The organism is Actinacidiphila paucisporea (assembly GCF_900142575.1).
GTDB classification, from domain to species: Bacteria; Actinomycetota; Actinomycetes; order Streptomycetales; family Streptomycetaceae; genus Actinacidiphila; species Actinacidiphila paucisporea.
In genome coordinates this window covers 45,099-71,873 of record NZ_FRBI01000020.1, presented here as the reverse complement: position 1 = coordinate 71,873, position 26,775 = coordinate 45,099, and the positions used below count along the sequence as shown (strand labels likewise).

17 protein-coding genes and 1 pseudogene are annotated in these 26,775 nt (G+C 73.4%); 6 read left to right on the top strand and 12 right to left on the bottom strand.

What is annotated here, in order from left to right; translation table 11 throughout:
• Positions 1-451: 451 nt before the first annotated feature.
• Positions 452-3,682 carry an FtsX-like permease family protein gene (locus BUE44_RS25505; RefSeq protein ID WP_235002443.1) on the top strand — a complete coding sequence of 1,077 codons (3,231 nt, stop codon included), beginning with the start codon at positions 452-454 and terminating at the stop codon, positions 3,680-3,682.
• A gap of 65 nt (positions 3,683-3,747) precedes the next feature.
• The gene (locus BUE44_RS36045; RefSeq protein WP_079190073.1) at positions 3,748-6,555 is read left to right on the top strand and encodes a hypothetical protein; all 2,808 of its coding nucleotides are present in this window, start codon (positions 3,748-3,750) and stop codon (positions 6,553-6,555) included.
• Here the strand turns inward: BUE44_RS36045 and BUE44_RS25495 are convergent.
• Both BUE44_RS25495 and BUE44_RS25490 read right to left on the bottom strand, forming a co-directional pair.
• The gene (locus BUE44_RS25495) at positions 6,541-7,548 is read right to left on the bottom strand and encodes an ABC transporter ATP-binding protein (protein WP_407640056.1); all 1,008 of its coding nucleotides are present in this window, start codon (positions 7,546-7,548) and stop codon (positions 6,541-6,543) included. The two genes, BUE44_RS36045 and BUE44_RS25495, sit on opposite strands and share 15 nt — an antisense overlap.
• Before the next feature lie 107 nt (positions 7,549-7,655).
• Positions 7,656-11,090: a beta-glucosidase gene (locus BUE44_RS25490; protein WP_079190072.1), complete on the bottom strand. Its 3,435-nt coding sequence runs from the start codon at positions 11,088-11,090 to the stop codon at positions 7,656-7,658.
• 402 nt (positions 11,091-11,492) lie between these two features.
• Between BUE44_RS25490 and BUE44_RS39365 the strand changes: the two genes are divergently transcribed.
• Complete coding sequence (locus tag BUE44_RS39365; RefSeq protein WP_265737178.1) at positions 11,493-11,624, top strand: hypothetical protein; 132 nt, start codon at positions 11,493-11,495, stop codon at positions 11,622-11,624.
• Here BUE44_RS39365 and BUE44_RS25485 read toward each other — a convergent pair whose 3' ends face one another.
• Entirely contained in the window at positions 11,625-13,172 is a 1,548-nt protein-coding gene (locus BUE44_RS25485) for a metallophosphoesterase family protein (RefSeq protein ID WP_073501331.1), read from the bottom strand. It abuts the gene before it with no gap.
• A gap of 429 nt (positions 13,173-13,601) precedes the next feature.
• On the opposite strand from BUE44_RS25485, the gene BUE44_RS25480 reads away from it, so the two are divergent.
• Both BUE44_RS25480 and BUE44_RS25475 read left to right on the top strand, forming a co-directional pair.
• On the top strand, positions 13,602-15,137 hold the full coding sequence (locus BUE44_RS25480; protein ID WP_073501330.1) for a peptide MFS transporter: 1,536 nt from the start codon (positions 13,602-13,604) through the stop codon (positions 15,135-15,137).
• Between the two features lie 158 nt (positions 15,138-15,295).
• The gene (locus BUE44_RS25475) at positions 15,296-16,126 is read left to right on the top strand and encodes a class I SAM-dependent methyltransferase (protein ID WP_073501329.1); all 831 of its coding nucleotides are present in this window, start codon (positions 15,296-15,298) and stop codon (positions 16,124-16,126) included.
• 48 nt (positions 16,127-16,174) lie between these two features.
• Here BUE44_RS25475 and BUE44_RS25470 read toward each other — a convergent pair whose 3' ends face one another.
• The 5 genes from BUE44_RS25470 to BUE44_RS25450 form a co-directional block, all read right to left on the bottom strand.
• Positions 16,175-16,639 carry a DUF3291 domain-containing protein gene (locus BUE44_RS25470; protein WP_073501328.1) on the bottom strand — a complete coding sequence of 155 codons (465 nt, stop codon included), beginning with the start codon at positions 16,637-16,639 and terminating at the stop codon, positions 16,175-16,177.
• Positions 16,640-16,665: 26 nt separating this feature from the next.
• Positions 16,666-17,313, bottom strand: a complete 648-nt coding sequence (locus BUE44_RS25465; RefSeq protein WP_073501327.1) for a helix-turn-helix transcriptional regulator — start codon at positions 17,311-17,313, stop codon at positions 16,666-16,668.
• A gap of 64 nt (positions 17,314-17,377) precedes the next feature.
• The gene (locus tag BUE44_RS25460) at positions 17,378-18,886 is read right to left on the bottom strand and encodes an MFS transporter (protein WP_200804518.1); all 1,509 of its coding nucleotides are present in this window, start codon (positions 18,884-18,886) and stop codon (positions 17,378-17,380) included.
• A gap of 132 nt (positions 18,887-19,018) precedes the next feature.
• A complete protein-coding gene (locus BUE44_RS25455; protein WP_073501325.1) occupies positions 19,019-19,846 on the bottom strand; it encodes an alpha/beta fold hydrolase in 828 nt (275 codons plus the stop codon).
• Positions 19,847-20,152: 306 nt separating this feature from the next.
• Positions 20,153-21,052, bottom strand: coding sequence for a hypothetical protein (locus BUE44_RS25450; RefSeq protein WP_073501324.1), 900 nt, complete (start codon positions 21,050-21,052; stop codon positions 20,153-20,155).
• Between the two features lie 144 nt (positions 21,053-21,196).
• Here BUE44_RS25450 and BUE44_RS25445 point away from each other — a divergent pair, with 144 nt between their 5' ends.
• Positions 21,197-22,396 carry a PP2C family protein-serine/threonine phosphatase gene (locus BUE44_RS25445; protein ID WP_073501323.1) on the top strand — a complete coding sequence of 400 codons (1,200 nt, stop codon included), beginning with the start codon at positions 21,197-21,199 and terminating at the stop codon, positions 22,394-22,396.
• Positions 22,397-22,420: 24 nt separating this feature from the next.
• Here the strand turns inward: BUE44_RS25445 and BUE44_RS25440 are convergent, their stop codons facing one another.
• From BUE44_RS25440 to BUE44_RS37605, 4 genes and pseudogenes are all read right to left on the bottom strand, one after another.
• Positions 22,421-23,410, bottom strand: a complete 990-nt coding sequence (locus BUE44_RS25440) for an acyltransferase domain-containing protein (protein WP_073501322.1) — start codon at positions 23,408-23,410, stop codon at positions 22,421-22,423.
• Between the two features lie 26 nt (positions 23,411-23,436).
• Positions 23,437-24,363, bottom strand: coding sequence for an AfsA-related hotdog domain-containing protein (locus BUE44_RS25435; protein ID WP_073501321.1), 927 nt, complete (start codon positions 24,361-24,363; stop codon positions 23,437-23,439).
• A gap of 41 nt (positions 24,364-24,404) precedes the next feature.
• Positions 24,405-26,447, bottom strand: a pseudogene (locus BUE44_RS25430) (beta-ketoacyl synthase N-terminal-like domain-containing protein); the annotation flags it as partial.
• Entirely contained in the window at positions 26,444-26,704 is a 261-nt protein-coding gene (locus BUE44_RS37605; RefSeq protein ID WP_073501319.1) for a hypothetical protein, read from the bottom strand. The pseudogene BUE44_RS25430 and the gene BUE44_RS37605, both read right to left, overlap by 4 nt.
• Positions 26,705-26,775: the final 71 nt, after the last annotated feature.

Genomic DNA, 26,775 nt, shown 5'->3' with positions numbered 1-26,775 from the left:
CCTGATGGGGGGATCGACCGCTTTCGTGTGCGCGTGAATACCCGTGAATCCGGAATGGTTCATGATTGAACGGGTGAAACGTTTTTCGGATTTTCGCCGGTCGTACGCCCGTGCGCCCGGCGGCCGGTCGGATGGCTCGGTAAGCGGTGGCCACCTGGCGGCCCACGCCGCCGGGGGCGACAAGTGGGCCCCGGGCGGCGGGCCTTGGCGCCCGGCGGCCCCGCCGAAGATCGAACTCGTTGCGACGGATGTCGATCCCTGATAGGAAAGAGCCGCACCGGCGTCGTCACATGCTCGATTTGCGGGGGTACATGTGGTCGCGACGGTCCCTCCTTCCTCAGGGCGGTCTTCGTCACAGCGGCGCCCGGACGTCCGGCGCCGGTTCCGGCGACGCCTTCCCGCCCCCGTCCGGCGCTCCACCCAGCAGGGGTCGGCCCTGGCCGCCGTCACGGTGTCCGTTCTGCTGTGCGCGACGGCACTGGCCACCCTCGTGACGCTGGCGGGCAGTTCGGTCGGCTCCGGGGAGATACGCAGGCTCGCAACCGACCCCGGCGCCCAGATATCCGTCAACGCCTCCTTCGACCCCCAGGGGATGGCCGCCGCCGACCGCGATGTCCGGGCCGCCGCCGCGAGGGTCTTCGCCGGGGTGCCGCAGCGGACCTACGTGGGGCTGCTGGGCACCGCGCCGGTCGCCGTGAAGCGGGTCGACGGGGGCACGAAGGTGCCTGACGGCCCCGGTGGCAGCGGACTGCACCCCGTCGCGGTGCAGGACGGGCGCGCCTTCGGACGGCTGGTCGCCGGGCGCTGGCCCGCGGACGCGGCGGACGCCCCGGCCGGCGCCTTCACCGCCCTGCCCGGCGTGCGCGTCGGCACCGGGTCCACCGCCCCGGTCGACGCCGCCGTACCCGACTCCCTGGCCCGGCGCCTGGGCCTCAGGCCCGGCTCCAGGATGCTGGTGCAGGACGACTTCAGCCGCACGATGACGCTGCGGATATCCGGCGTCTTCCAGGCGAACGGCGCGGCCGGGTTCTGGCCCGCCATGGCCGGGGACCTCTCCGAGGACGCCGGTGCGAGCCAGAAACTCCTGGTGGTCCCGGTGGCGGCGCTCAACGGCAGCGCGGTGCTGAACGGACACCTGACGGCCCACTGGAGCGTGCAGCCCGACTTCTCCCGCCTCGGCGCCGGGGACCTCGCCGGACTGCGCGACCGGGTCCACGCCTTCTCCGGCAGCCGCATCGCCCTGTCGGTCTTCCGCGGGAAGCAGCCGCCGCTGGACGACCTCAAGATCTCCTCCGGCCTGCCGGGAGCGATCGACCAGCTCGCCGTACCGGCGGTGGCGGCACGGTCCGAGCTGTACCTGCCGAGCGTGATGCTGGCGGTGCTCGCCCTGGCCACCCTGGTGCTCGCCGGGCGCCAGATGACGGTACGCCGGCGCGCGGAACTGGCCCTGCAACAGGCCAGGGGCTCCGGCACGCTGCGGCTGCTGCGCGGCGCGGGGGCCGAATGGGCCCTCACCGGCATCCCGGCCGCGCTCGCGGCACCCTACGCCGCCGGTCTGCTGCACCCCGGCAGCCGGGGCCGGGGCGCCTGGGCGGCCGTCGGCCTGACCTTGCTGGTGCACGCCGGAGCGGTGATGCTGCCCGCGCTGCCGCAGGTGCGGTTGCCCGCCGCCCGGGGCGCGCGGGCCGCCGTCGCGCAGCGGCTGGGCGCCGATCTGGCCCTGCTGGCCGTCGCGGTGCTCGGATATCTGGAACTGCGGCGGCACCACGCGCTGATCGGCGCCGCCGGCGCGTCGGCCGGCGGCAGCCTGTCGGTCGACCCGGTGCTCGTCCTGGTCCCGGCCCTGGCGAGCGGGGCCGCGGCGCTCCTGCTGCTGCGGCTGCTGCCGCTGACGTCCAGGCTGCTCGACGCCTCCGGCCGGCGCAGCCGGGCACTGATCGGCGCGCTGGCCGGGTGGCAGCTGAGCCGGCGGTCCGCCCGCAACGCAGGACCGGTCGTGCTGATGTGCCTGGCCGTGTCGGCGAGCGCCTTCGCCACCACCGCGCTGGCCTGCCTGGGCGGCCTGACGAGCGAGCAGGCGGCGTACACGGTCGGGGCGGACGTCAGGGTCGACCCGACCGCTCAGGACAGCTACTCCTCCGCGGTCCTCAATGGCGCCTATCGCGCGCTGCCTGCCGTGACGGGCGTGACACCGGTGACCCGGACGACGGCCAACCTGCCGGGCGGGGCCACCGAGGAACTGGTCGGCACGCTCGCCGGACCCGCGCCCCGCCCCCGGTCGCCGATCGTCTACGGGGTCGCCCTTCCCGGCCGTCCGACCGCGCTGCTGCTCGACGAGACGCTGCGCAGCGCCGGCGACACCCCGGCGCCGGTCCTGGCCCTGACCGTGCAGGACGCGACCGGACTGCAGAGCACCGTGTCCGCCGCCCTGCCCGCCGCCGACGGCGCCCGGCACCTCCTCGTGGTCCCCCTCGACCTGCCGCTCACCGGCGGCCACCCGCGGACGTACCCGCTGACGGTGACCGCCGTCAACGTGCTGCCGACACCGGGCGTGCACCCCGCGCGGCTCGACCTGAGGCTGAACCGGATCGGCTCGCGCGGCGCCACCGACCGCTGGGCCGCCGCGCTGCCCGCCGGGCAGGTCTGGACCGACGGCACCAACCACGCCGCGGACGCCCGCGCGGCGGCGTGCGGCACGAACGGCCCCGACAGTTACGCCTACGTCGGCGCCCCCGGCGTGTGCGCCATCGTCCCCGGTGGCACCGGCCTGCTGCGTGCCGACGTCAGCACCGGCTTCCAGGACCCGCGGAAAGGCTCCGGGCAGGACGCCGACACCTACGAGGTGGAGACCGCCCCCGGCGGTCAGGTGCGCTTCGTGGCGAGTCCGGTCGGCGGACCGGCGCCGCTTCCCGTGATGGCCGACGCGACGGCGCTGCGCGACGGCCATCTCGTCGTGGGCAGCACCACCAGGCTGGACGTGGGCCTCGGCAGCCCGGTCACCGCCAGGATCGTCGGCGAGCCCGGCTCGCTGCGCGGGCTGGGACGCGGGCAGGGCCACCTGATCGCCGATCAGCGGCAACTGGCGACCGCGCTGACGCTCGCCGGCGGCCTCCAGCAGGACCCCGCCTTCTGGTGGATCGGCAGCCGCGACAGCGCGCGTACCGCCGCCGCCATCGAGGCCGAGCCCGCTCTGGGGAGCGTGACGACCGCGACGAGCGCCGCCGCGGCACTGCGGTCCGATCCCTTCCGCCACGGTTTGCGCCGGGTGCTGGAACTGGTCCGGTGGCTGGCCCCGTGCTTCGCGGTCGTCGCCTTCACCGTCCACGCGGTGGTCTCCACCCGGCAGCGCCGCAAGGAATTCGCCCTGCTGCGGGCGATCGGCATCCGCTCCCAGGGCCTGTCGGTACTGCTGAGCGCGGAGCAACTGGGCCTGGCGCTCTTCGCGGTGGTCCCCGGAGCCCTGATGGGCATGGCACTGGCGTCCACGGTGCTGCCGCTGGTCACCCTCGACGACAGCGGCCGGCCCCCCTACCCGCCGCTGCCCGTCGTCCTGCCGTGGGGCACGGTCGCGCTGGTCACCGTACTGACCGCGCTGGCCATCAGCGCGGTCGTGCTCGCCCTGGCCCGGCTGCTGGCCCGCGTGGACCTGGTCCGCGTCCTGCGAGCGGGGGAGGACCGTTGAGCCGCGCGGCTGACGACGCCCGGAAGGGGCGGACGGCGACGCGGTCCGCCGGAACGGGCGCCGCGATGACGCTGCGCCTGATCCGCAGCGAGACCCGCGGCGACCTGCCGCTGCTGGCCTGCCTGGCGGTGCTGGTCGTCGTGCTCGCCGGACTGTGCGCGTGGGCCCCCGCGCTGGCGGGCCGCCAGGAGGACCGGGCGCTGCGGCAGCGGATCGCCGCCGCGCAGGCCCAGGCCCCCGTCGTGAGCGTCAGCACCGTGCCCGAGGTATTCACCTCCGACCCGCCCGCCGTGCACATGGCCACCCTGCTCGGCGACGGCCGCGCGCTCGCCGGGCGGCTCGGCGCCTCCGCGGCGCGCGACCTCACCTTCGCCCGCGGCGGCTACGACTACAACCAGGCCGTCCTCGCCGCACCGCTGGTCCCGGACCCGGGGGTGAACCACACCGAACTGGCGCTCAGCCACGTGCCGGACACCGCGGCACATCTGCGCTACGTCAGCGGCCGGGCGCCCGCCGACCGCACACCGCCCGGCACCCTGCCGCAGGTCGGACTGTCGCAGGCCACCGCGCAGGCGCTGGGAGTCGGGGTCGGCAGCCGGCTCGACCTCGAATTCGCCAAACTGGCCACCGCCCAGCTGGCCGACCCCCGGGCGGCGCTCGTGGTGAGCGGGGTCTTCCGCGCCACGTCCGGCGCCGACGACTTCTGGAGCGGTCACACGACGTTGACCCAGCCCTCGCGCTACCCGGCGCAGAAGGGCGCCGGCACCGTCCTGGCCACCCGCGGCCTGGTCGGCACCGACGCCGCCGACCTGCTGGCGGCCGCCGGGGTGCCGGGGCCGCTGGTGACCTGGCAGCTGCGGGCCGACCTGCGGCAGGCGGCGCTCGACCGGGCCCGCGCGCTGGTCGGGCCGCTGTCCCGGTTCGGCGCGGACCTGAACGCGGCGCTGTGCCGCGGGTCCGACCCCTACACCGACGACGTCGCCTGCCAGGTCGGGGGCCAGCCCACCGGGTCGCTGCTGGTGACCGACACGCTGACGCCGCTGCTGGACACCTTCACCGCGCAGGACCACCAGGCCAGGGCGCTCGCCGCATTCGCCGTCGACTCACTGGCCGCCGTCGCGCTGGCCACCACCGCGGTCGCCGTACGGCTGCTGCTGCGCCGCAGGGAGGCGCACCTGCGGCTGCAGCGCGCGCGGGGCGCGTCCCCCGCGCGGCTGGTCCTGCTGCGCAGCGCCGTGGCCTGGCCGGTGGTGCTGCTCGCCGCGCTGCTCGGCTGGGCGGCGGGCCGGCAGCTCGCCCCCACCGGGACCTCCGGGTCCCCGCGGCCGGTGGCCGCCGCGGTCGCCGCCGCGACCGTGGCGCTGACGCTGTCCCTGATGACCTGGCTCGCGGTCCGCGAACCGCCCAGGCCCGGCCGGCTGCGGCGCTCGCGCCGCCGGCTGGCAGGCGGCCGGCGCCTCGTCGTGGAGCTGACGGTGCTGCTCATGGCGGCCGCCGGGGTGGTCGCGCTGCGGTTCCAGGGGCCCGACGGGATCCTGGGCGCGGTGCCGGTCCTCGTGGCGCTGGCCGCGGTGCTGGTCCTGCTGCGGATCTACCCGCTCGTCCTGCGCCTTCTGCTGGCCCGCACCCGGCGCAGCAGGGGAGCGGTCGGCGTCGTCGGGATGGCCCGCGCCACCCAGGACGCCCCGGCGACCGGGCTGGCCCTCTTCGTCCTCGTCCTGACGCTGGGCACGGCGGTCTTCGGCGGCCTCGTGCAGCGTACGGTCGGCGGCGGCGTGGCCGCGGGTGCGGCCTGGAGCACCGGCGCCGACGCGAGCGCGACCGTCGCCGGGATCACGGCACCCGCACCGGGCGCACTGACCGGCGGCGCCGGGATACGTACGGCCCTCCAGCACCTGCACACCCTCGACCTGGTGGGACAGGACGACGGCACGGAGGTCCCCGCGGTCGCCGTGATCACCGTCGAAACCGGCGAACTGGCCCGCCTCGCCCCGACGTCACCGCTGGCCGCCACCCTGCGCGCGACGCTGGCCGGCCCGGGGGCGGCGGGACCCGGCGGGAGCGTCCAGCTCCCGTCGCTGGTGTCCCCGGACCTGCGGGCGGACGAGCGCACGGGCGGCTTCACCACCACCGCCGCGTCCCACGGCGGCGACCGGCAGGCGGGCCTGGTGCTGAAACCGGTCGGCACCCTCACCACCGCGGAGATGCGCGACCCCCTGCTCGGGCCGGTCTCGGCACGGATCCCCGCCGGGACGCCCCTCCTGATCACCACAGCCGCGGCCGAACGCCTGATCCCGCAGCAGTCCGCGGGCAGCACCGTCCTGCTGCTGCGGGGCGACGGCTCCACCGGCGACGCGGCACTGCGGTCCGCCGCGGCCCGGGCGCTCGGGCCGCCGGCCCGGATCCGCACCCGCTCGGAAGAACTGGCCACCCTGCGCGACGACGGCCTGACCCGGGGACTGCGCACCGTCTACGCCACCAGCTCGGCCCTCGCCGCGCTGGCCGGCCTCCTCGCCGTCGCCATGGAGCTGATCCTCACCTTCGACGAGCGCAGCCGCACCACGGCGCTGCTGCGTACCCTCGGGCTCGGCGGCCGGCAGGCCGGGGCGGTGCACTTCCTGCAACTGCTGCCGCTCGCGGTGGCCTCGGCCGTGGGGGGCACCCTCCTCGGCCTGCTCGAACCGCGCCTGCTGGCACGGACGCTGGACCTGCGCCAATTCACCGGCGGTCCCGCCCAGCCGACGCTGCGGACCGACTACACCCTGACCCTCGCCCTGGTCGGCGGCGTGGCCCTGGTGGTCTTCGCCGCCGCGGTCACCGAGACCGCCCTCGCCCGCAGGCGCCGGCTGGGCGCCGTCCTACGCCTCATGTGAGCTTTCCGGCGCCCCGCGCTGTCCTTCGGGTTCCGGCTGCGGTGCGGACGGGGCGGGCCACACCCCGATGTGGTCGGCCTCAAGCGCCAGCCGGACCCGCTTGCGCATGTGCAGGCGCTCGGTGAACTCGCTCGGCAGCTGGAGCCGCCCGTGGCGGTCCATCACCGTGTACTCCTCGGCGGCGAGCGCCTCGACCCCGTCCTCGTCGGTGGCGACCCGGCGCAGCACCTCGGTCGAGGTGCGGCCGTTGCGGATCCGCACGGTGCGCTGGACCTGCTCGGACACCAGCGCGTCGTGGGTGACCACGATGACGGTGACGCCCAGGTCCCGGTTGGCCCGGCGCAGGGCGGCGAAGACCTCGTCGCTGGTGGCGGTGTCGAGTTCGCCGGTCGGTTCGTCGGCGAAGAGGACCTTGGGCTCGTTGGCGTTGGCCACCGCGATGGCGACCCGCTGCTGCTCCCCGCCGGAGAGCTCGTCCGGGTGCCGGTCCCGGCAGTGGCCGACACCGAGCAGGTCGAGCAACTCCTCGGCGCGCGCCCTGCGGTGCGAGCGGCCGACCTTGGTGTAGGTCATCGGCAGCATCACGTTCTCCACCGCCGAGAGGTACGGCAGCAGGTTGCGGGCCGTCTGCTGCCAGACGAAGCCCACGGTGGCACGCCGGTAGCCGAGCCGGGCGCGGCGCTTCATCGTCAGCAGGTCGTGCCCCGCGACCTCGGCGGAGCCCGCGGTGGGCACGTCCTGGCCGGACAAAATACCCAGCAGGGTCGACTTTCCCGAGCCGGAGGCGCCGATCACCGCGATCATCTCCCCTTCGGAGACCGCCAGATCGAGGCCCTGCAGGGCCTGCACCTCCACGCCCCCGGTCTGGTAGATCCGCACCAGGTTCTCGCAGACGACCAGCCCCTCCTCGCGGTGCGGGGCACTGACTGCGGCGGCCCGCCGCCGCAGTTCGTCCAGGTCCGGCACCTCGCCTCGCTGCTCGTGAACTGACACGGGTCCTCCAGCGATACGGCGTGCGGTGGTGGGATCGGCCGGGCAGCCCCAGGATAGTGCGGCGGCCCGGCCGATTCCCGGCCGGGCCGCCTGACCGCGTGCAGAGGTCAGTTGGAGAGGTTGACCTCGGCGATCGACCACCAGCTGGTGGAGGTGCCGGTCTGGACGACCTTGACGTAGCGGGCTGTTGTGGCCGGGAAGGTCGCCGTCACCTGGGCGGCGGTGCCGGTGCCGGTGGCCACGGGGCTGCCGAAGGTGGTGCCGTCGGTGGAGGTGAGCACCTGGTAGCCGCGGGCGTAGTCGCTGGCGCTGCCCGCCGAGTCCATGGTGAGTGGGTCGATGGTCTTGGCCGCGCCCATGTCGAGGGTGAAGGACTGCCCGCTCGCCATCGGGACGCCGCTGCTCCAGCGGGTGGCCGTGCTGCCGTCGAGCATGTTCGCCGGCACGTCCCCGCCGCCGGTCGACGACGCGGTCGCGCTCCACCCCGTGCGGGGCAGGACCGCTCCCGTCCCGCCGCCTCCGGTGGTGCCGTCGGTGAAGACGTTCAGCTCGGCGATCGACCACCAGCTGGTGGAGGTGCCGGTCTGGACGACCTTGACGTAGCGGGCTGTTGTGGCCGGGAAGGTCGCCGTCACCTGGGCGGCGGTGCCGGTGCCGGTGGCCACGGGGCTGCCGAAGGTGGTGCCGTCGGTGGAGGTGAGCACCTGGTAGCCGCGGGCGTAGTCGCTCGCGCTGCCCGCCGAGTCCATGACCACCCGGTCGATGCTCTTGGCCGCGCCCATGTCGAGGGTGAAGGACTGCCCGCTCGCCATCGGGACGCCGCTGCTCCAGCGGGTGGCCGTGCTGCCGTCGAGCATGTTCGCCGGCACGTCCCCGCCGCCGGTGGACGACGCGGTCACCGTCCAGCCGGTGCGCGGCAGCGCCGTCTGCGTACCGCCGCCGCCCGTGCCGCCGGCGACCGTGGTGGTGCCGGTCAGGCGGACGTCCCGCGACGACGAGCCGACGTAGACGGTGTTGGTGCCGGCCGCGTTGGTCCAGCCGTTGTTCCAGTACTGGAAGCTGCGCGCGTCCAGGGTGATCGCGACGTGCTGGGTCTGCCCGGGGTTGAGCGTGACACGGGTGAAGCCGCGCAGGTTCTTCGGCGGCTCACCGGTCGTGCCGGGCTGGCCCACGTAGACCTGCGGCACCTCGGCGCCGGCCCGCGAGCCGGTGTTCGTGACGTCGAAGCCGACCGCCACGTTGCCGGCGGCGTCCGGCTGGCCGACCGTCAGGTTCGCGTAGCCGAAGGTGGTGTACGACAGCCCGAAGCCGAAGGGGAACGACGGCGCGATGTTCTGGCTGTCGTACCAGCGGTAGCCGACCTTGAGGCCCTCGGAATACTGCACCTGCCCGTTCTGGCCGGGCCACTGGGCGGTGGAGGTGACCGGCCCCTGCGACAGGGCGGTCGGGAAGGTCACCGGGAGCCTGCCGCTGAAGTTCGTGTCGCCGAACAGCAGCGAGGCGATCGCGTTGCCGTCCTCCTGGCCCGGATACCACGCCTCGACCACGCCCTTGACGGCGTTGGCCCATGGCAGGGTGACGGCCGAGCCGCTGTTGACGACGACGACCGTGTTGGGATTCGCTGCCGCCACGTCGGTGACCAGGGTGTTCTGCGCGGCCGACAGGTCGATGCCGCTCAGGTCGCCGCCCTCGGACTCGAAGTTCGAGACGAAGACGACGGCCAGCTTGGCCGCCTTCGCGGCCGCGACCGCCTGGTCGTGCGGGGACTGCCCGGGGATGGCCCAGCCGAGCGTCGCGTTGCTGGCGCCGGCCGCGTTGTAGTAGTCGACCTCGATGCTGACGGCCTGCCCGGCGGTCAGCGAGACGCTGCCGGTACGGGTCGTGCTGCCCTGGTTGAACCAGTTGTTGACGATCTGCTGACCGTTGACGTACACCCGGGAGCCGTCGTCGCTGGTCAGCGACAGCTGGTAGGTGCCGGTGGCAGGCGGGTGCAGCGTTCCGGTCCACTTGGCCGACCAGTTGGTGGTGTTGACCCCCGGGGCCGGCGACGCTCCGCCCCACACGTTGTCGACGCTGGACTCGTTGCGGGTCACCACGGGCGTGCCGGTCAGGCCGGTGTTGTTGTAGTACGACGCGGTGAGACCGGCGCCGGTGCCCGAACTCGGGGTCAGGTACGCGCTGCCCAGCGGGGGCAGTGCACCGTCGGCGGACGCGCTGCCCTGCGAGTAGGTGACGTTCACCCCGCTGCCGGCCCGGTTCTTGATGCCCTGGTAAGGCGTGACCAGATAGGGCGCGTTGACCCCGGCGCTGCCGCCGCCCTGGGACATCGCGTTGGTGCCGGCGTCGTCGCCGATGACGGCGATCGAGTCCGTACCGGTGCTGACCGGCAGGACCGAGCCGGCGTTCTTCAGCAGCACCGACCCCTCCTGCGCGACCTGCTTTGCGATGGCGTTGTGGGCGCTGCTGGTCACCACCGAGCCGGTGGTGCCGGACTGCGTGCGGTCGAAGAGCCCCGCCTTGAACATCGAGGTCAGGATCCGGCGGACGTGGTCGTCGATCGTCGCCTGGGACACCTGCCCGTTGTTGACCGCGGTGGTCAGCGCCGAGCCGTAGTAGTCGCTGCCGGGCATCTCCATGTCGAGGCCGTTGTTCGCCGACGCGACGGTGGAGTGGGTGGCACCCCAGTCCGAGGTGATGAACCCGGTGAAGTCCAGGTCGCCCTTGAGCACGCTGTTCTGCAACTGCCCGTTCTCGCAGGCGAAGGCGCCGTTGATGGCCGAGTAGGAGCACATGGCCGAGTCGGCCCCGCCCTGCTTGACCGACGTCTCGAAGGCCGGCAGGTAGATCTCCCGCTCGGTGCGGTCCGAGACGATCGCGTTGTCGGTGATGTTGTTGCGGTTGGTCTCCTGGTTGTAGACCGCGTAGTGCTTCACCTGGGCCATCGGACCCTGGCTCTGGATGCCCTGGATGTCGGCGGCGCCCATCTGCCCGGCGAGGTAGGGGTCCTCGCCGAAGGACTCGAAGGCCCTGCCCCACCGGGGGTCGCGCACGATGTTGATGGTCGGGGCCAGCACCACGTTGGTGCCCTTGCCCCACTGCTCGGAGCCGAGCACCTGGCCGTACTGGTTCATCAGCGCGGTGTCCCAGCTCGCCGCGCCCGCGACCGGGGCCGGCAGCTGGGTGACACCGGTGAAGCCGTCGCCGGCGCCGACCGGGCCGTCCTGCAGGTGCAGCGGCGGTACCCCGAGCCGGGTGTTGCCGTCGACGCAGCCGACGTAGCCGCATCCCTGGCCGCCGTGCATCATGGCGAGCTTCTCCGCCTGGGTCATCGCGGCCAGCAGCTCGTTGGCGCGGTCCAGCGGAGCCTGGGCGCTGTTCGTCCAGGGCTGGTCGGCGGCGGCAGCCTGCCCGCCGGCGGCGACGACGCCGACCGGCAGGACCAGGGCCACTGCCGCCAGCACGACTTCCACGGTGCGGCGGCGTCCTGGCCTGCGACGTCGCTGCGACCGGAACCGCTTCTCGGTGCGGGGCGGTGCGTTCATGTGTACGCGCTCCGTTTCATGGGGGGAGAGCGCTCTCAGGCGCACATGAGATTCGCCCACGCGTGACGCGGTGTCAAGGAGTCCGACGACTTCTTTCACGCCATGAATCACGCCGTGAAGAAACCGGCGTCCGCCGTCCGGCGCCGGGGGTTTGATCCCGTGCGCACCAGGAACCGGACTCCGTGACCGACCCGCCAACGCAGGCCCCCTCGTCGAGAATTCGACCCGATCGCCCGAGGGGGTGCTCCGCGGCGCAGCCGCACCCGGAGCAGCCCACCGGGCTCACGGGCGTCGGTCGCCGCGGCGCCACCGGACACCCACGCTGCCGCGCACCGCGCGGGCGGGACTTTGCGGCGCGGTTCGGCCGCCACGTAGGGTCACCGCGTCCCAGGAAGGGAGGCCGTGACCACGTACGGCACGATGGTGGTTCCCGTGCCGCTCGGACGGGCGGCCTCCGTCCTGCGCGAGCTGTGCGCGGCCGGCTACGCGACCTCCGCCGGGCCGCGGTTCTGTCTCGTTCATCCGGACCGGTGATCACTCCGGGAGCGGGGGCAGCGCGATCGTGAAATCGTCCTCGACGGGCGGGTCGATCTCGTGCTCCCGCAAGCCGGTCGCGGCGAAGCAGCGGACGCGGACCGCGGACGGGGTGACGTCGAGCCGCAGGAAGTTCTTGAAGAAGGGCGGGCTGTACGTCGCCGAGCCCGGTGACAGGACGCGGGTCAGTACGCGCCGGACCGGCAGCCGCAGGAGTTGCCGGTGGCCGGAGGGGGTGGCCACGCCGAGCACGGCGGCCACGAAGCGGGTGCGCAGGGTCACCCGGGCGGTCGAGGGGCGGGTGGGCGCGACGCCGAGACGGTCGGCGATCACCGCGGCGGCCTGGTCCGGGGACAGGTCGAACAGCCGCCGCAGGTGGAGCCGGCGGCCGTACAGGCGGCTGTAGAAGGCGAGCGAGTCCGCGCGCAGGGGGTAGCACCGGAAGCGGTCCTCGGTGACGCCGCCGACCGTGACCGCGGGGATGGTGTGGGTGGCGTGCATGAAGGCCCCGCCGCCGCCGGAGACGACGTATTCGATACGGCGGCCGTCCACGTCGACCGGGTAGTGCTGGTAGTTGTGGATGTCGCCGCCTATCGCCGCGACGAAGTGGTTGTCCGGGTCGCGGACGATGTCGTCGACGGTGCCGCCGCCGTCGATGGCGCAGGGGTGGTGCTCACCGTCGACGTAGAGGGGCGAACCGGTGACGAGGATCTTCGGCCGCGGGCCGCGCGCGACCCGGGCCAGCCACTCGCCCTGCTCGCGGTCGATGGTGCCGAGCAGCCCGGTGTCGATCCCGATGATCCGCAGCGGGCCGGTGTCCATGGCCCAGTACGGCCCCGGGGGCCGGCCCGCCTGCTCCGGCTTGTCCCGCAGCTGCCGGGCCTGGGCCAGGCGGGCCTCGTCGGGTGCCTCGGGTGCGCGCCACAGCAGGGACCGCAGCCATCCGGCCGACCCGGTACGCGGGCGGGACGGGCCCGGGAGGGCCGGGGCGTCGCAGAAGACCCGCATGAAGCCGGTCAGACCGTCGTACCAGTCGTGGTTGCCGGGGATGGGGTAGATCGGCGCGTCGTAGTCGCGGTAGGGCCGGAAGAATTTCGTGCCGTACTCGTTGGCGCTGCCCACCGGGTAGAGCACGTCGCTGCACAGCACCGCGTAACGGGTGCCGGCGCCGGCCTTCAGCAGGCCGGGCACGACGGCGTACTGGGGGGCGTCGCCCTCACCGGTGTCGCCGAGCAGCAGGAAGGAGAAGGTGTCCGGGTCGTCACGCTCGATGAGCATGTCCTCGCCGGCGGCGCCGCGCTCCACCTGCCCCCGCACCCACTGCTGCCGCTGCGACCCGGTCGGGTCGCCGAGCAGCGAGGCGAGCGGGCCGTTGCGCGCCTTCCACAGCGTCGCGGGATTCAGCCATGACAGGTTCGACACCCGCGGGGGCATCAACTCCCGGTAGGTGCCCGGCGTCCGGTCGTCCCAGCCCGCGCCCGCCAGCGAATCGCGGGAGGAGTCCGGTGAGGTGGGGGACGGCGCGGGGGCGGCGGAGGAAGGCGACATGAGCGGACTCTAGCTCCCGCCGCCGCCCCGCCACGGGCCTTCCGCGGCCCGGACCTCCGCCACCGCCGCCGATCGCCGCGAATCCGGCCTGCTCCGGCCCACCCCGCGCCGCGAATCCGGCATGCCCCCGCCCGCCGCGCCGCGAATCCCGCCCGCCCGCCGCGCCCACCCTCCGCCCCGACCTTCGCGCAGGTCACACCCCGCTGCGGTAAATGTGAGGCGAGTCTCAATCCGCCATATACCACATCGTGCGACGCCATAAAGTTATTAATCTCCCGTACTGGCATTCCGGGCTCTTTTGTGGACGGATACGGCCAAAGCGACTGCGGATACGGGGCTGGCGCACACCAGCATCAGCATCAGCAGTGATCGACCCCCCACCCGGGCGTGCATCTTTGCTGCGCGTCCCGAGCGAACGAGGACCGACCCATGGCGTCCAGCCTGACAAAGGACGCCGCCCGGCAGAGCAGTCCCGCTGCTCCGGGCGGTGCGAAGAGCTTCTTCGGCCACCCCCGTGGCCTGGCCACGCTCTTCATGACCGAGATGTGGGAGCGCTTCAGCTTCTACGGCATGCGCGCGCTGCTGCCGCTCTACCTGATCGCCGGCGGCCCGGCGGCCGACAAGGGCTCGCAGGGCGGCGGCCTGGCCATGACGGCGGCCACGGCCACCGCGATCTACTCGATCTACATGGCGATGGTCTACCTGCTGGCGATGCCGGGCGGCTGGTTCGGCGACCGCGTCTGGGGGCCCCGCAAGACCGTCGTGGTCTCCACGGCGATCATCATGGCCGGGCACCTGACGCTGGCGATCCCCGGCGAGGGCCCGTTCTTCGCCGGCCTGGTGCTGGTCGCGGTCGGTTCCGGGCTGCTCAAGGCCAACATCTCGACGATGGTCGGGCACCTCTACGACGGCCCCGAGGACCCGCGCCGCGACGGCGGCTTCACGGTCTTCTACATGGGCATCAACATCGGCGCCTTCGCCGCGCCGCTGGTCATCGGCACCGTCGGCCAGAACTACAGCTGGCACCTGGGCTTCGCGCTGGCCGCGGTGGGCATGGCCCTCGGCCTGGTCCAGTTCCTGCTGGGCACCCGCCACCTGAGCGAGCGCAGCAGCGTCGTCCCGAAGCCCCTGAGCCGGACCGAGCGCAACGCGACCCTGCGCAAGAGCATGGCGTGGCTGGTCGCCGCGGCCGCCGCGTACGCCGTGCTGATCGCCACGGGCGTCTACACGCTCAACTGGGCGCTGGTGCCGATCACCGTGGTCGGCCTGGTCATTCCGGTCGGCGTCCTGGTGCGCATCAAGCGCGACAGGGAGCTGTCGGCGACCGAGCAGTCCAAGATGAGCGGCTACATCTGGTTCTTCGTGGCCGCCGCCGTGTTCTGGATGATCTACGACCAGGGCGGATCGACGATGTCGATCTTCGGTGACACGAAGACCCGCGGCACGCTGTTCGGCTTCGGCTTCCCCTCCTCCTGGTACCAGTCGGTGAACCCGCTGTGGATCATGGCGCTGGCGCCGGTCCTGGCCTGGGTGTGGGTGTGGCTGGCGCGCAGGAACCGGGAGCCGAGCACGACGGTGAAGTTCGCCATGGGCCTGTTCCTCATCGGCGCCTCCTTCCTGGTCTTCGTGGTGCCGATGGCGATGGCCTCGGACGGTACGCGGGTCAGCCCGATGTGGCTGGTGTCGATCTACATGATCCAGACCGTCGGCGAGCTGGCCCTGTCCCCGGTCGGCCTGTCGGTGACCACGAAGATGGCGCCAGGGAAGTACGGCAGCCAGATGATGGGCGTCTGGTTCCTCGCGGTCACCGCGGGCGACTGCACGACGAGTCTGCTGTCGCTGGCCGGCGTCGACCTGAACGGCACCAACGTGGTGGCCTTCGAGGGAATTCTGGCCTGTGTCGCGGGCTACGCGATCTGGATGTACCGGCGCAAGGTGGTCGCCCTCATGGGCGACGTGCGCTGAGCCGGGCGGCGCGCCTGGGCCGTGCCGGCGGCCGCGCGGAGGATCTTGGGGCGGCGGCTCTTCCGGGCCGCCGCCCCACCGCGTGAAGAGGTCCGGATGAACATGCCCGACCACCCGCCGTACCGGCCGCTGGGGCCCGGCGTCCCGCCGGTGGCGAGGTGAGCGCCGCCTCAGCCGGTGACGCGCCGCGGGGCAGCCGCTACGGCCAGGCCGTCTTCCGTCCCGGGCAGGCGGGCGAGGGCGAGCGGATCGACTTCGGCGCCCTCGCCTACGACGACATCACCATGGCGCGGCTGCGGGCACTCGGGGCCGGCCCGGGGTGGCACTGCCTCGACGTGGGTGCCGGTACGGGTACGGTCTCCCGCCGGCTGCTGGACGAGGCCGGGGTGGCGAGCGTGCTCGCCGTGGACCGCGACGTGCGTTTCCTCGCCGAGCGGCCCGCGCCCGGGCTGGACGTGCTGGAGGCCGACATCACCGCCCCGGGCGCGGTCCCGGGGCGTTTCCGGCTCGTCCACGCGCGCTTCGTGCTGATGCACCTGCCCGAGCGCGACGACCTCATCGCGGCGCTGGCCGACCTCGTCGCGCCCGGCGGTGTGCTGGTGCTCAGCGACGCCGTCGACCTGACCAGCGACCGGACGCCGGAGACTCCGTACACCGCGGTGATACGGGCGATGTGGCAGGGGCTGCGGGCGACCATCGGCACCGACGTCTCCTGGGTGCCGTCGTATCCGCAGCTGCTGCGCGGGGCGGGACTGGTGTCGGTGGCCGCCGAGATCCATGTGCCGCCGCTGCTGCCGGGCTCGCCCATCAGCCGCTTCTGGGTCGACACCTGGGAGCGCAGCAGGGCCGCGATGCTCGCCACCGGGCTGGTCGACGGAGCGGCCGTCGACGCGGCGGTCCGGTATCTCGACTCCGACGCGTGCGCCGCGCTGTCGGCCGGCATGCTCACCGCCTGGGGAGGCAGACCCGCCGACGCCCCGACCCCGTGAGCCCGCGACGCCCCGACCCCGTGACGCCCCGACCCCCGTGAATACGGCCTACGTCGCCGCGACCGGTGCCGAGTGCGGGTCGCGGAAGGTGAAGGCCTGCGGACCTGAACCCCGCTCGCGCAGTATCGCGATCCGCCCCATCGCCTCCGCGACGCTCGGGCGGTGGCCGGCGGGGACCCACCACAGTGCCTGGTGGGGGCCGCCCAGGGGCTGGAACCACTCCCTGCGGCGGCTCAGCACGCGCAGGTGGTCCGTGTGGTAGGCGAAGTCCTTGAGGGCTTCGACCGACTCCCAGGTCGAGCAGTTGATCAGGAGCAGGTCGTCATCCCCGTCCGGCCGCAGGGCGGTCGAGTCCTCGCCGCCGTCGTCGACCATGCGCCAGACGAATCCGGGCGCACGGTCGGCCAGCGCGTTGATCTCGGGTAGTTGTGCGACGAAGTCGGCCAACTCGGGGCCGCCCAGGGGAGCGACGCTGCGGCCCACGTTGACCTGTGCGAGGTGAAAGCCAGTCATGGGGTCAGCATGGCAAGGCCCGATCTCTATAGCCAATGAAAATTTGTTTTAGATCGGAGGGCCACGCAGCACCCGCCCGGGCACGGCTCGACCTCCGCCGACCACCCCTCGGGAGCCATGCCCTCGATCAGCGCCAGGTTCATCCCGCAGATCAGCGCGCGGAAGTCGTCCGCGAGGGCATGGAAGGGGCAGTTCTTCAGTCGCAGCGTCCCGCCGTCCCAGTACGGCAGATAGCCGCGGGAGCGGAGCACCTCGACCAGGTCGCCGGCCGCCGCGTCCTGGTCCGCGGCGCCTGCGGCCTTCGCCGCGGCCTGCAGCTCCCTGTCGAGACCGGCCTTCTCCACCACCCCCGCCAGCAGGCGGCCCACGGTGTCGTAGGAGCGAGGCGGCAGCGAGACCGTGTGCTCGCCGTCGGCCGGCCGGTACATCTTCGCCGGCCGCCCGGCGCCCGGGCCGGTGCGCTCCGACAGGCGCCGGAAGGACACGGCCAGCAGCCCGGCCGCGACCAGCTTGTCCAGATGGAAAGCCGCCAGCGACCGGGAGATCCCGACCGCCTCGGCGGCGGCGTCCCGCCCCACCTCCTCCACGGAGGCGGCGACATGCCGGTAGAGCTTCCGCCGTACGGGATCGCTCAGCACGGTCAGTGCCGTGAACGCGTCGTCTTCAGCCGTCACCCGGCGATTCTATGACCGCCTCCCCGCAGCCGTTCCACCCGGCGACTTCACCGCAGGGCAGTGCTCAGCGCTCGATCTGGTGCTCCCTGACCAGCCACACGGCCAGCACCGCGGCGGCGAAGCAGACCAGCGAGCCGTAGTAGAGCACCTCGTTGAACCCGGCGAGGAAGCCGTCGCGGGCGGCGGTCGCGACCGCCTGCCTGGACCGCGGGGGAAAGGCGGCGAGCACCATGTCCAGATTCCCCGACGACGCGGCCTCGACCAGCTCGTGCGGGTGGCCGCCGCCGGCCGCGGGGGTCCCCGCCGCCAGCTCGCGGACCTCTCTCGCGCCCCGGGCCACGAAGATCGCCCCCCACACGGCGATGCCCACGGAGATCCCGACCTGCCGGAAGGTGTCGTTGATACCGGCCGCCATGCCGCTCTGCTGCTTCGGCACCACGCTCACGGCCACGTCCGCGATCACCGGGTTGATCAGCCCCACCCCCGCGCCCGCGATCACGAACCCGGGCAGCAGCGTCGTCCACTCGTCGCCCGGGGCGACACCGCCCATGAGGTACAGGCCGAGGCCGATCGCCGCGAGGCCCGCGCCGAGCATCACCCGGGCCGGCACCCGCGATAGCAGGAGTCCGGCGATCGGCGAGGCGAGGAAGCTCACCGCGGTGACCGGCAGATAGCGCAGGCCGGTCCCGAAGGGGGTGAGCCCGAGATAGTTCTGCATGTACAGCGTGAGGTAGAGGAACAGCGCGAAGAGCGAGCTCGACACCCCGAACGCCGCCAGCTGCACGCCGGTGAAGGCGTGCCGCCGGAAGAGCCGCATGGGAAGCATCGGCTCGGGCACCCGCAGCTCGATCCACACGAAGACGGCCATCAGCGCCGCGGACGCCGAGAGCAGCGACAGGATCAGCGTGCTGGTCCACCCCTCGTCGTTGCCCCGCACCAAGGCCAGCACCAGCAGGAAGAGCGACGCGCTGAAGGCCGCCACGCCCGCCCAGTCGACCCGTGTCGCGTGCGGATCGCGGCTCTCGCGCAGCCGGGTGAAGGTCACGATCAGCGTCACCACGCCGATCGGCACGTTCAGGTAGAAGATCGACTCCCAGCCCAGCCCGTCCGTCAGGGCCCCGCCGACCAGCGGTCCGAGCGCCACCGCCACGCCGATCGTCGCCCCGTACCACCCCATCGCCACCCCCCGCTCCCTGCCCGCGGGGAATTCCTGCGCCACCAGTGCCAGCGACACCGCGAACATCGCGGCGCCGCCGACTCCCTGCACGGCCCGCGCGATGTTCAGGAACGTCGGGTTCGGCGACAGCGCGCACAGCAGCGAAGCCAGCGAGAAGATCACCAGCCCCCAGGAGAAGATCCTGCGCCGCCCCAGCCGGTCGGCCAGCGAACCGGCGGTCAGCACCAGTGCGGCGAGCGTCAACGCGTAGGCGTCGAGCACCCATTGCAGGTCCGTGAAGCTGGCGTTCAGATCCTTCCGGATCGACGGCAGCGCCACGTTGACCACCGTGATGTCGAGCAGCAGCATGAAGGTCGCCACCGACACCGCGATCAGAGTCCACCACTTGCGATCCACGCTCAGTCGCTCCCGCTGTCGCGTTACGTACCGGTTTGTACGCTTACGCTATGCGGTGAGCCGTCGCGGACCCGGGAGGTGCGGACGCGAACCGCGGACGGGACGTGGTGGTGGTGGGGAGCGGCCGCGCCGTCAGCCGCGGAGGAAGGCCAGCAGGTCGGTGTTGAACCGGTCGGCGAACTTCGGGACCATCGACAGGCCGTGCGGGGCGCCCTCGTAGACCTTGAAGGTGGCGTCCTTGACCAGTTTCGACGACTTCTCGCCCGCCGCCACGATGGGCACGATCTGGTCGTCGTCGCCGTGGACGATGAGCGTGGGGACGTCGAACCGCTTGAGGTCCTCGGTCAGGTCGGTCTCGGAGAAGGCCTTGACGCAGTCGTACGCGCCCTTGATCCCCACGGTCATGGACCACAGCCAGAACGCGTCACGGGTGCCCTGCGTCACCGTCGAGCCGTCCCGGTTGGCACCGAAGAAGGCCGCGCTGAGGTCCTGGTAGAACTGCGAGCGGTCGGTGGCGACCCCGTCGCGGATCTCGTCGAAGACCTCGATCGGCAGGCCCTCGGGATTCTCCGCCGTCTTCAGCATCAGCGGCGGGATCGCACCGAGCAGCACGACCTTGGCCACCCGGTCGGTGCCGTGCCTGCCGACGTAGCGGGTCACCTCGCCGCCACCGGTCGAGTGCCCCACCAGGACGACGTCCCGTAGGTCGAGTGCCTCGATCAGCGACGCCAGGTCCTCGGCGTACGTGTCGAGGTCGTTCCCGTCCCACGGCTGCCCGGACCGGCCGCCGCCTCGCCGGTCGTGCGCGATCGCGCGGAAACCGTTGTCCGCGACCAGCTTCGCCTGCGGGTCCCACGCGTCGGCGGTCAGCGGCCAGCCGTGGCTGAACACGACCGGCCGACCCGACCCCCAGTCCTTGTAGAAGATCTTGGTTCCGTCCTTCGCGGTGATGAAAGGCATGGCTGTTTTCCTCACGATCGCGAGCGCATCGGCGGTATCGGTCGGGAAATCGGGAGCGGGCCGGAATCCACCCGGCGCGGCGCAGCCCGACTCCCAGCGTCGCGCAGCCGGGATGGTCCCGCATCACGAGCCCCGCCGCGCCGCGGGCGGCCGCGAGGCCGGGTGCCGTGCACCGCCGGGCCGCCGGAGTCGGCGCGGACCTGGATCCGCCCGGCGCCGGCATCGGGCGCGGGGCCGTCGGCGGAGACGTCTCCGGGCGCGCGCCGGGTCCTACCGGCGCGGCCTACCGGTGCGGCGGGGGCCGCGTCACAGCTCGCCGACCGCCGTCCACAGCTGGAAGTCGGTCAGGAGGAGCCGGCCCGGGCGTTGGGCGGCGGTGTCGGGGACGGTGGCGCTGACCACGGGGTGGTCCCCCTTGGTGACGGTCACCGTCGTGCCGTCGAAGCGCGGGGACCTGTCCTTGACGACCGAGCGGAGCTTGGCCGCCAGGCGGTCGGCGGTGGCCTGGTCCTTGACCGCCGCGCACAGGGTCTCGGTGTTCTTGCCGGAGTCGTCGGCCTGCTGGCCGAGGGCGGACAGGCGGACCGGTTCGGTGGTGGAGAGGGCGTTGAAGTCGGCGCGGTAGACGTCGCCGAGGCAGCCCGCGACGAGCCGGTATTCCTCCTTGCCGGCCAGGGAGGCGCTGTCTCCGGGGTCGGCCGCGGAGAAGCGGGCGGCGTCCGTGGCGTAGCGGATCTCGTCGTCGGAGACGGCGAATGCCGGGCCGGAGCCCGCGGGCTTCCAGACCTGCCCGCCGTCCCGCTCGGTCGACGTGTAGCCGCTCTTCTTCAGGGACGCGGTGACGGCCGCCGCGTCGAAGGAGCCGTCCCAGTGGCCCGCCGCGGCGGTGTCGACGGCGGTGTCGATCTGGGACTCCTTGAGGGTCTGCCCCCACGGCCCGCCTCGGTAGCCGCTCAGCAGCGGGCTGGTGAGCTGCGCGATGGTCGCGAAGCGCTTCGGGTCGGCGGCGCTCAGCTTCCGTATCCGTACGTTGTCGACGTACGTCACCTGCTTCGAGGCGTTGGCGTCGGCCGGCAGGTGCCGCAGTGCCTTCAAGGGTTTCGACCCGCCGTCGCCGGACGAGCAGGCGGTCACGGTGGCGAGGAGCGCGGCGGCCAGGACGACGGCCACGGCGGAGCTGTACAGGGGTCTACGGGCTATGCGCATGACAGCGGAGTCTATGGGGCGTCAGTTCCTGCGCCGGGGGGCGCGGTGGGCGTACGCCCCGGTCGCGGACGGTGTGCCGACCGTCGCCTCCCGACACGCCAGGGAAAATGCATGTATCTCCGGCAAAGGGGGCAGAAGCCTGCCATGGGTCGGCGCCGGCTACCGGTGGACCGTGTCCTGGAGGAGCGAACCGGGCGCGGCCTGCTGGCGATCGCGCTCGCACTGATCGTGGCGATCAGCGTGACGGACGTCTGGCTCGGGACGAGTGTCCATCTGGGACCGCTGCTGGTCATCGCGCCCACCCTCACCGCGTCCTTCGCCGGGCCGCGGCTGACCGCCCTGGTCGGGGGGCTGGCGGAGTTGGCCCTGCTGATCATCTCGGTCTTCCACGGCGGTCTGAGCACGACCAACCACATGGCGCAGCTCGTCGCCCTGGCCGTGCTGTCGGCTCTGGTGGTCTTCATCTCCTCCGTGCGGGTGCGGCGGGAGCGCGAGCTGAGCCGGGTCCGCTCGGTGGCCGAGACGGCGCAGCGCGTCCTGCTGCGTCCGCCACCCCGCCGGGTCGGGCCCCTCGCGGTGGCCTGGAGATATCTGGCGGCCGAGGACGAGACCCAGATCGGCGGGGACCTCTTCGCCGTCGTACGGGCCGGCCGCCGCCGCACCCGGGTGATCATCGGGGACGTCCGCGGCCACGGCCTGGCCTCCATCGGCGAGGCGTCGATGGTGATGGGCGCCTTCCGCGAGGGCGCCCCCCGGTACGAGGCACTGCCCGAACTCGTCGGTGCCGTCGAGGACAGCGTCTGCCGGGACCTGGAAGAGGTCGCCGACACCGTACGCGACCCGGGGGAGCACTTCGTGACCGCCCTGCTCCTCGACATCCCCGACGGGGACGAGCAGGCGCAGATGATCAACCGCGGCCACCCGCCGCCCCTGCTGGTGCACGGTGGCGAGGTCACCGCCCTGCACCCGCGCACCCCCGCGCCACCGCTGGGCCTGTGCGGCCTGTCGTCGGAGCGCGGCAGCCGCATCGACCCGTTCACCTTCGAGGCCGGCGACCTGCTGCTGCTCTACACCGACGGCGTCATCGAGGCCCGCTCGCCGACCGGGGGCATGTACCCGCTCGCCGACCGGGTCGCCTCCTTCCCCGCCGCCGGCCCCGAGGCGCTGCTGCGCCGGGTCCACCGCGACCTGCTGGAGCACGCGGGCGAGCGGCTCTCCGACGACGCGGCCCTGCTGGTCATCGAACGCACGGCCTCCCGGCACCCGCGCCGGCCGCAATTCGCGGTCCACCCCGACGACGGCCGTCACCGTCTCGGCATCGGCGGCTCGGCCGCCGACCGCTGAATCAGGCGCGGGTGCGGGGTCCGGTCAGCCGGCCACCGCCAGTGCCGCGGCGACGGACTCCTCGAAGACGCGGCGCCCTGCCCCCGCGGCCCCCGGCGCCGCGGGCAGCAGCGGGAACACCGTGCTCGCGCCGGACTGGACCGCGGGATGCAGCCGCAGCGCCGCCGCGCAACTGCCCTTCGGACCCGCTTCGAGGAAGACGCGGCTGCCGGAGCCCAGCAGCCCGTCCACCGCCGGCCAGAACAGCACCGGCCTGGTCAGTTGCGCCGACCAGAACTCCGGGGTGACCGACTCCGCGTCCGTCACATCGCGGGCGGTGGAGGTCGAGCGGATCGTGATGGCCGGCGGGCGCAGCCGGATGTGGTGCAGCTGTTCGCGGAACCGGGCCGCCGCGCCGGCGCACAGCGGGCTGTGGAAGGCCTGCCTCGCCTTCACCGGGCGGCACGCGACCACCTCGGCCGTCAGGGCCCGCTCGGCGGCGAGCAACGGCGCCGTCGCGCCGGAGAGCACCGTCTGCAGAGGGCTGTTGACGGCCGCGACCGCCAGGCCGCGCCCGGCGAGGTCGCCGAGCACCTCGCGGACGCGGTCGACGCCGGCGGCCACCGCGAGCATCCCGCCCGGCTCCGTCGCCGCCATCGCGGAGGTCCGCGCCGCCATCACCCGGCTGCCGTCGGCGACACTGAAAACCCCGGCGACGGCGGCCGCGGCCAGTTCGCCGACGCTGTGCCCGACCAGGACCGTGGGCCGCAGGCCCCGCGCGATCACCGCGAAGGCCAGGGCCGCGCCGACGGCGAAGAGCAGCGGCTGCGCCCGGCTGCAGTCGTCGAACTCCGGGCCCGGATCCTCGGCCAGCCAGTCGTCGCGCAGCCGCTTCCCCTCGGTGCCCGCGGCGGTGAAGAAGTCGTCCATCACGGCGGTGAAAGCCGCCTCGGCGCCGTACAAGTCGGCGCCCATCCGCGGCTGTTGTCCGCCCTGGCCGGGAAAGACCAGCGCGACCTCGCGTCGTTCGCCCATGGCATCCACCCTCCTCGCCGGTCCGGTCACGCGTGCAGCTCGGTCAGTTCCAACGTTCCGCTGGCGACGCGGACGCCGGCCTGGTCGATGCCGATCGACGCGGCCACCGTGCCGGGCCGTCCGGTCACCGACACCGCGCATTCGGCCGGCACGTCGATCTCCACGAAGATGCCGAAGTCCAACTCGGCCCGGGTCAGGGCCGCGTCACCCGCGCACAGGCCCGCCTCCGCCGCGCTGCGCAGCGCGGACTGCCGCATGGCCTCGATGAGCAGCGACGCGGGGATGTGGTCGTAGTCGCGGTCGAAGAACGACGGGTGCGTCCGGTCCACCAGCAGCGGATACCGGTCGGGCCGCACGGCGGGCCCGATCACCACGTTGCCGCGGTCGCGCCGCCCGACCAGCTCGGGGTCGATCGGCTTGGCGTCGGGCGCGCTGCCCGCGTCCAGCGCGCGCCGGGACCGCTGGTAGTCCCGGATCTCGCGGTAGGACTCGCGGGGGAAGAGGATGCTGCCGAACGAGAGCGACATGGCCCGCGCCCCGCCGACCAGGAAGTCGCCCGCGATGTCGAAGGTGCTGTCGGTCTGCGTGACACGGACCTTGACGACGCCTTGCAGCGGCGTGCTGCCGTCGGCCCGGAAGGCGTCCAACTCCGACACGTCCAGCGTCACCTGCTGTACGGCCGACGGGGTGCCTCGCTGGACGTCGAGGTATTCGTGCCGGACCACCACGAAGGCCTGCCGGAATGCCTCGGTCATGGCCACCGGGTCGTGCCAGGGCGCCCGCTGGTCGGACCACAGGGGGTGGTCGTGCGCCACCCGCACGGCGATCGCGAACTCGTCGGGGCCGGTCCGCGTGTGGTCGGTGACGAACACCTCGCGGGGGGACCGCCGGTTGACCGTCGTGGGCGGCACGAACTGGTCGAAGTTGAGAGCGGCAACGGGATCGATGGGCATCGGAGCCTCCGGGACTGTCAGCGCTCGTCCAAGAACTTGGCCAGCGAGCGGATGGTCGGGTTGTCGAAGATGTCCGTCAGGCTGATCCGCACGTCGGCCAGTGCCTGCAGCCGGCCCCGCAGTTCCACGGCCGACAGCGAGTTCAGTCCGTGCGCGAAGATGTCGTCGTCGAGGTCGAGGGAGCCGTATTCGGTGAGGATGTCGCCGACGGCGATGCGTACCGTGGCGACGCTGTCGCCCGCGCGCTCCGTGGCGGCGGGGGAGGGCGGGGCAGCGGGGGAGGCCGCCGCTCGCACCGCGGCCCCCGCCGGCGCCGGCCAGAACCGCTGCCGGGCGAAGGGATACGTGGGCAGGTCGACCCGCCGCGCGCCCGACCCGGTGAAGACGGCCGCCCAGTCGACCGCGCCACCGGCCGCGAACCGCTCGGCCAGGCCGCGCAGCGCGGTCCGCCCGATCACGGTCCCCGGCTCGGGCGTGCGGGCCAACGTGCGCAAACCCGCCAGCAGTTCGTCCAGGTCCGTGCCGAGCACGACGGCCCGGTGCGCGAACCGGGCCCGGGACAGCAGGGTGAACCCGACGTCTGCCGGGTCGACGTCCGCCCCCTCGACCAGCGCGAGCAGCCGGGCGGCCTGTGCTGCCAGCGCGGCCGGGCTCCGCGCCGAGAGCACCCACGGCACCGCGGGCATCGGCCGGCGGGGCACGCCGGCCGCCGGCGGCGCCTGCTCGACGACGACGTGGGCGTTGGTCCCGGCGATGCCGAAGGCGGACACCGCCGCGCGGCGCGGCCGCCCGGTCTCCGGCCAGCTCCGCGGCCCGGTCGCCAGCGCCACCCGGCCGGACGACCAGTCGACGTGCGGGCTCGGAGCGTCGACGTGCAGGGTCACGGGCACCACGCCCCGACGCATCGCCTCGACCATCTTGATCATCCCCGCGACACCCGCGGCGGCCTGGGTGTGGCCGATGTTCGACTTCAGCGACCCCAGCCACACCGGCCGGTCCGCGGGCCGGCCCTGCCCGTACGTCGCCAGCACCGCCTGCGCCTCGATCGGGTCGCCCAGCACCGTCCCGGTGCCGTGCGCCTCCACCACGTCGACGTCCCTCCCGGACAGCCCGGCGTCGGCGAGCGCGGCCTGGATCACCCGCTGCTGGGACGGGCCGTTGGGCGCGGTCAGGCCGTTGGAGGCGCCGTCCTGGTTCACCGCGCTGCCGCGTACCAGCGCCAGCACCTCGTGCCCGTGCGCACGCGCGTCGGACAACCGCTCCAGCACCAGCACGCCGACGCCCTCGGCCCACCCGGTGCCGTCCGCCGCGGCGGCGAAGGACTTGCACCGGCCGTCCGGCGCGAGACCGTGCTGCCGGGCCATGTCCACGAAGCCCCGGGGCGTCGCCATGACCGTCGCGCCGCCGGCCAGCACCAGGTCGGACTCGCCGGACCGCAGCGAACCGCACGCCAGGTGCACCGCGACCAGCGACGACGAGCACGCCGTGTCGAGGGTGACGGCCGGACCCTCCAGGCCCAGCGTGTAGGACAGGCGGCCGGAGACGAGGCTGCCCGCCGTGCCGGTCAGCCGGTAGCCCTCGGCCCCGGCCTCCTCGATGCCCTGCCCGTACTCCTGCGCCATGTGGCCGACGAACACCCCGGTCGCGCTGCCGGCGAGGGAGTGCGGGTCGATGCCCGCGTTCTCCAGCGCCTCCCAGGCCACTTCGAGCACCAGGCGCTGCTGCGGGTCCATCGCGACGGCCTCGCCGGGGGTGATCCCGAAGAAGTCGGCGTCGAAGTCCGCCGCACCGGCCACGAATCCGCCGTCGCGCACGTACGTCGTACCGGGGCGGTCCGGATCGGGATCGTAGAGGCCGTCCAGGTCCCAGCCCCGGTCGGAGGGAAAGCCCGAGATCACGTCGCGGCCCTCGGCGACCACGTCCCACAGTGCGGCCGGCGAGACGGCGCCCCCGGGGAAGCGGCAGCCGATGCCCACGATCGCGACCGGGTCGTCACCGCCGCGGCTCCTCCCGCGCAGCCGCTCGATCTCCTTGAGCGACTCGCGCAGCGCCTCCACCAGCCTGGCCTCGGTGTCCTCGCTCATCGCGCGTCACTCCGCCCGGAGCCGCCGGAGCCGGCGGAGCCGCCGGAGCCGGCGGGGCGTTCGGAGTCGTACGGGTCGTCGAGCTCGTCGTCGAAGTCGACCGGCGGCGGCACGAACGGGGTGCCCATGGAGACGAGGATCTGCCACAGGGCGATCAGGAAGGCCTGGTCCCGCCGGTAGGACGCGGGTTGCGTACGGTTGCCTGGACCCGCCGGCCGTCCGGACGGTATCTGTGCCATCGGAAGCCAGCCGATCATCGCGGACCACCCTCTCCCAGGGCGGCCGCGATCAGTTCTTCGGTGTCCATCGTCTCGATCAGCTCCTTCCG

Bases quoted from the DNA above. Each gene is read 5' to 3' on its own strand.
- BUE44_RS36045 (WP_079190073.1), top strand. From the start codon at position 3,748: ATGACGCTGCGCCTGATCCGCAGCGAGACCCGCGGCGACCTGCCGCTG.
- BUE44_RS25490 (WP_079190072.1), bottom strand. From the start codon at position 11,090: ATGAACGCACCGCCCCGCACCGAGAAGCGGTTCCGGTCGCAGCGACGT.
- BUE44_RS25485 (WP_073501331.1), bottom strand. From the start codon at position 13,172: ATGTCGCCTTCCTCCGCCGCCCCCGCGCCGTCCCCCACCTCACCGGAC.
- BUE44_RS25480 (WP_073501330.1), top strand. From the start codon at position 13,602: ATGGCGTCCAGCCTGACAAAGGACGCCGCCCGGCAGAGCAGTCCCGCT.
- BUE44_RS25470 (WP_073501328.1), bottom strand. From the start codon at position 16,639: ATGACTGGCTTTCACCTCGCACAGGTCAACGTGGGCCGCAGCGTCGCT.
- BUE44_RS25455 (WP_073501325.1), bottom strand. From the start codon at position 19,846: ATGCCTTTCATCACCGCGAAGGACGGAACCAAGATCTTCTACAAGGAC.
- BUE44_RS25450 (WP_073501324.1), bottom strand. From the start codon at position 21,052: ATGCGCATAGCCCGTAGACCCCTGTACAGCTCCGCCGTGGCCGTCGTC.
- BUE44_RS25445 (WP_073501323.1), top strand. From the start codon at position 21,197: ATGGGTCGGCGCCGGCTACCGGTGGACCGTGTCCTGGAGGAGCGAACC.
- BUE44_RS25440 (WP_073501322.1), bottom strand. From the start codon at position 23,410: ATGGGCGAACGACGCGAGGTCGCGCTGGTCTTTCCCGGCCAGGGCGGA.
- BUE44_RS25435 (WP_073501321.1), bottom strand. From the start codon at position 24,363: ATGCCCATCGATCCCGTTGCCGCTCTCAACTTCGACCAGTTCGTGCCG.
- BUE44_RS37605 (WP_073501319.1), bottom strand. From the start codon at position 26,704: ATGATCGGCTGGCTTCCGATGGCACAGATACCGTCCGGACGGCCGGCG.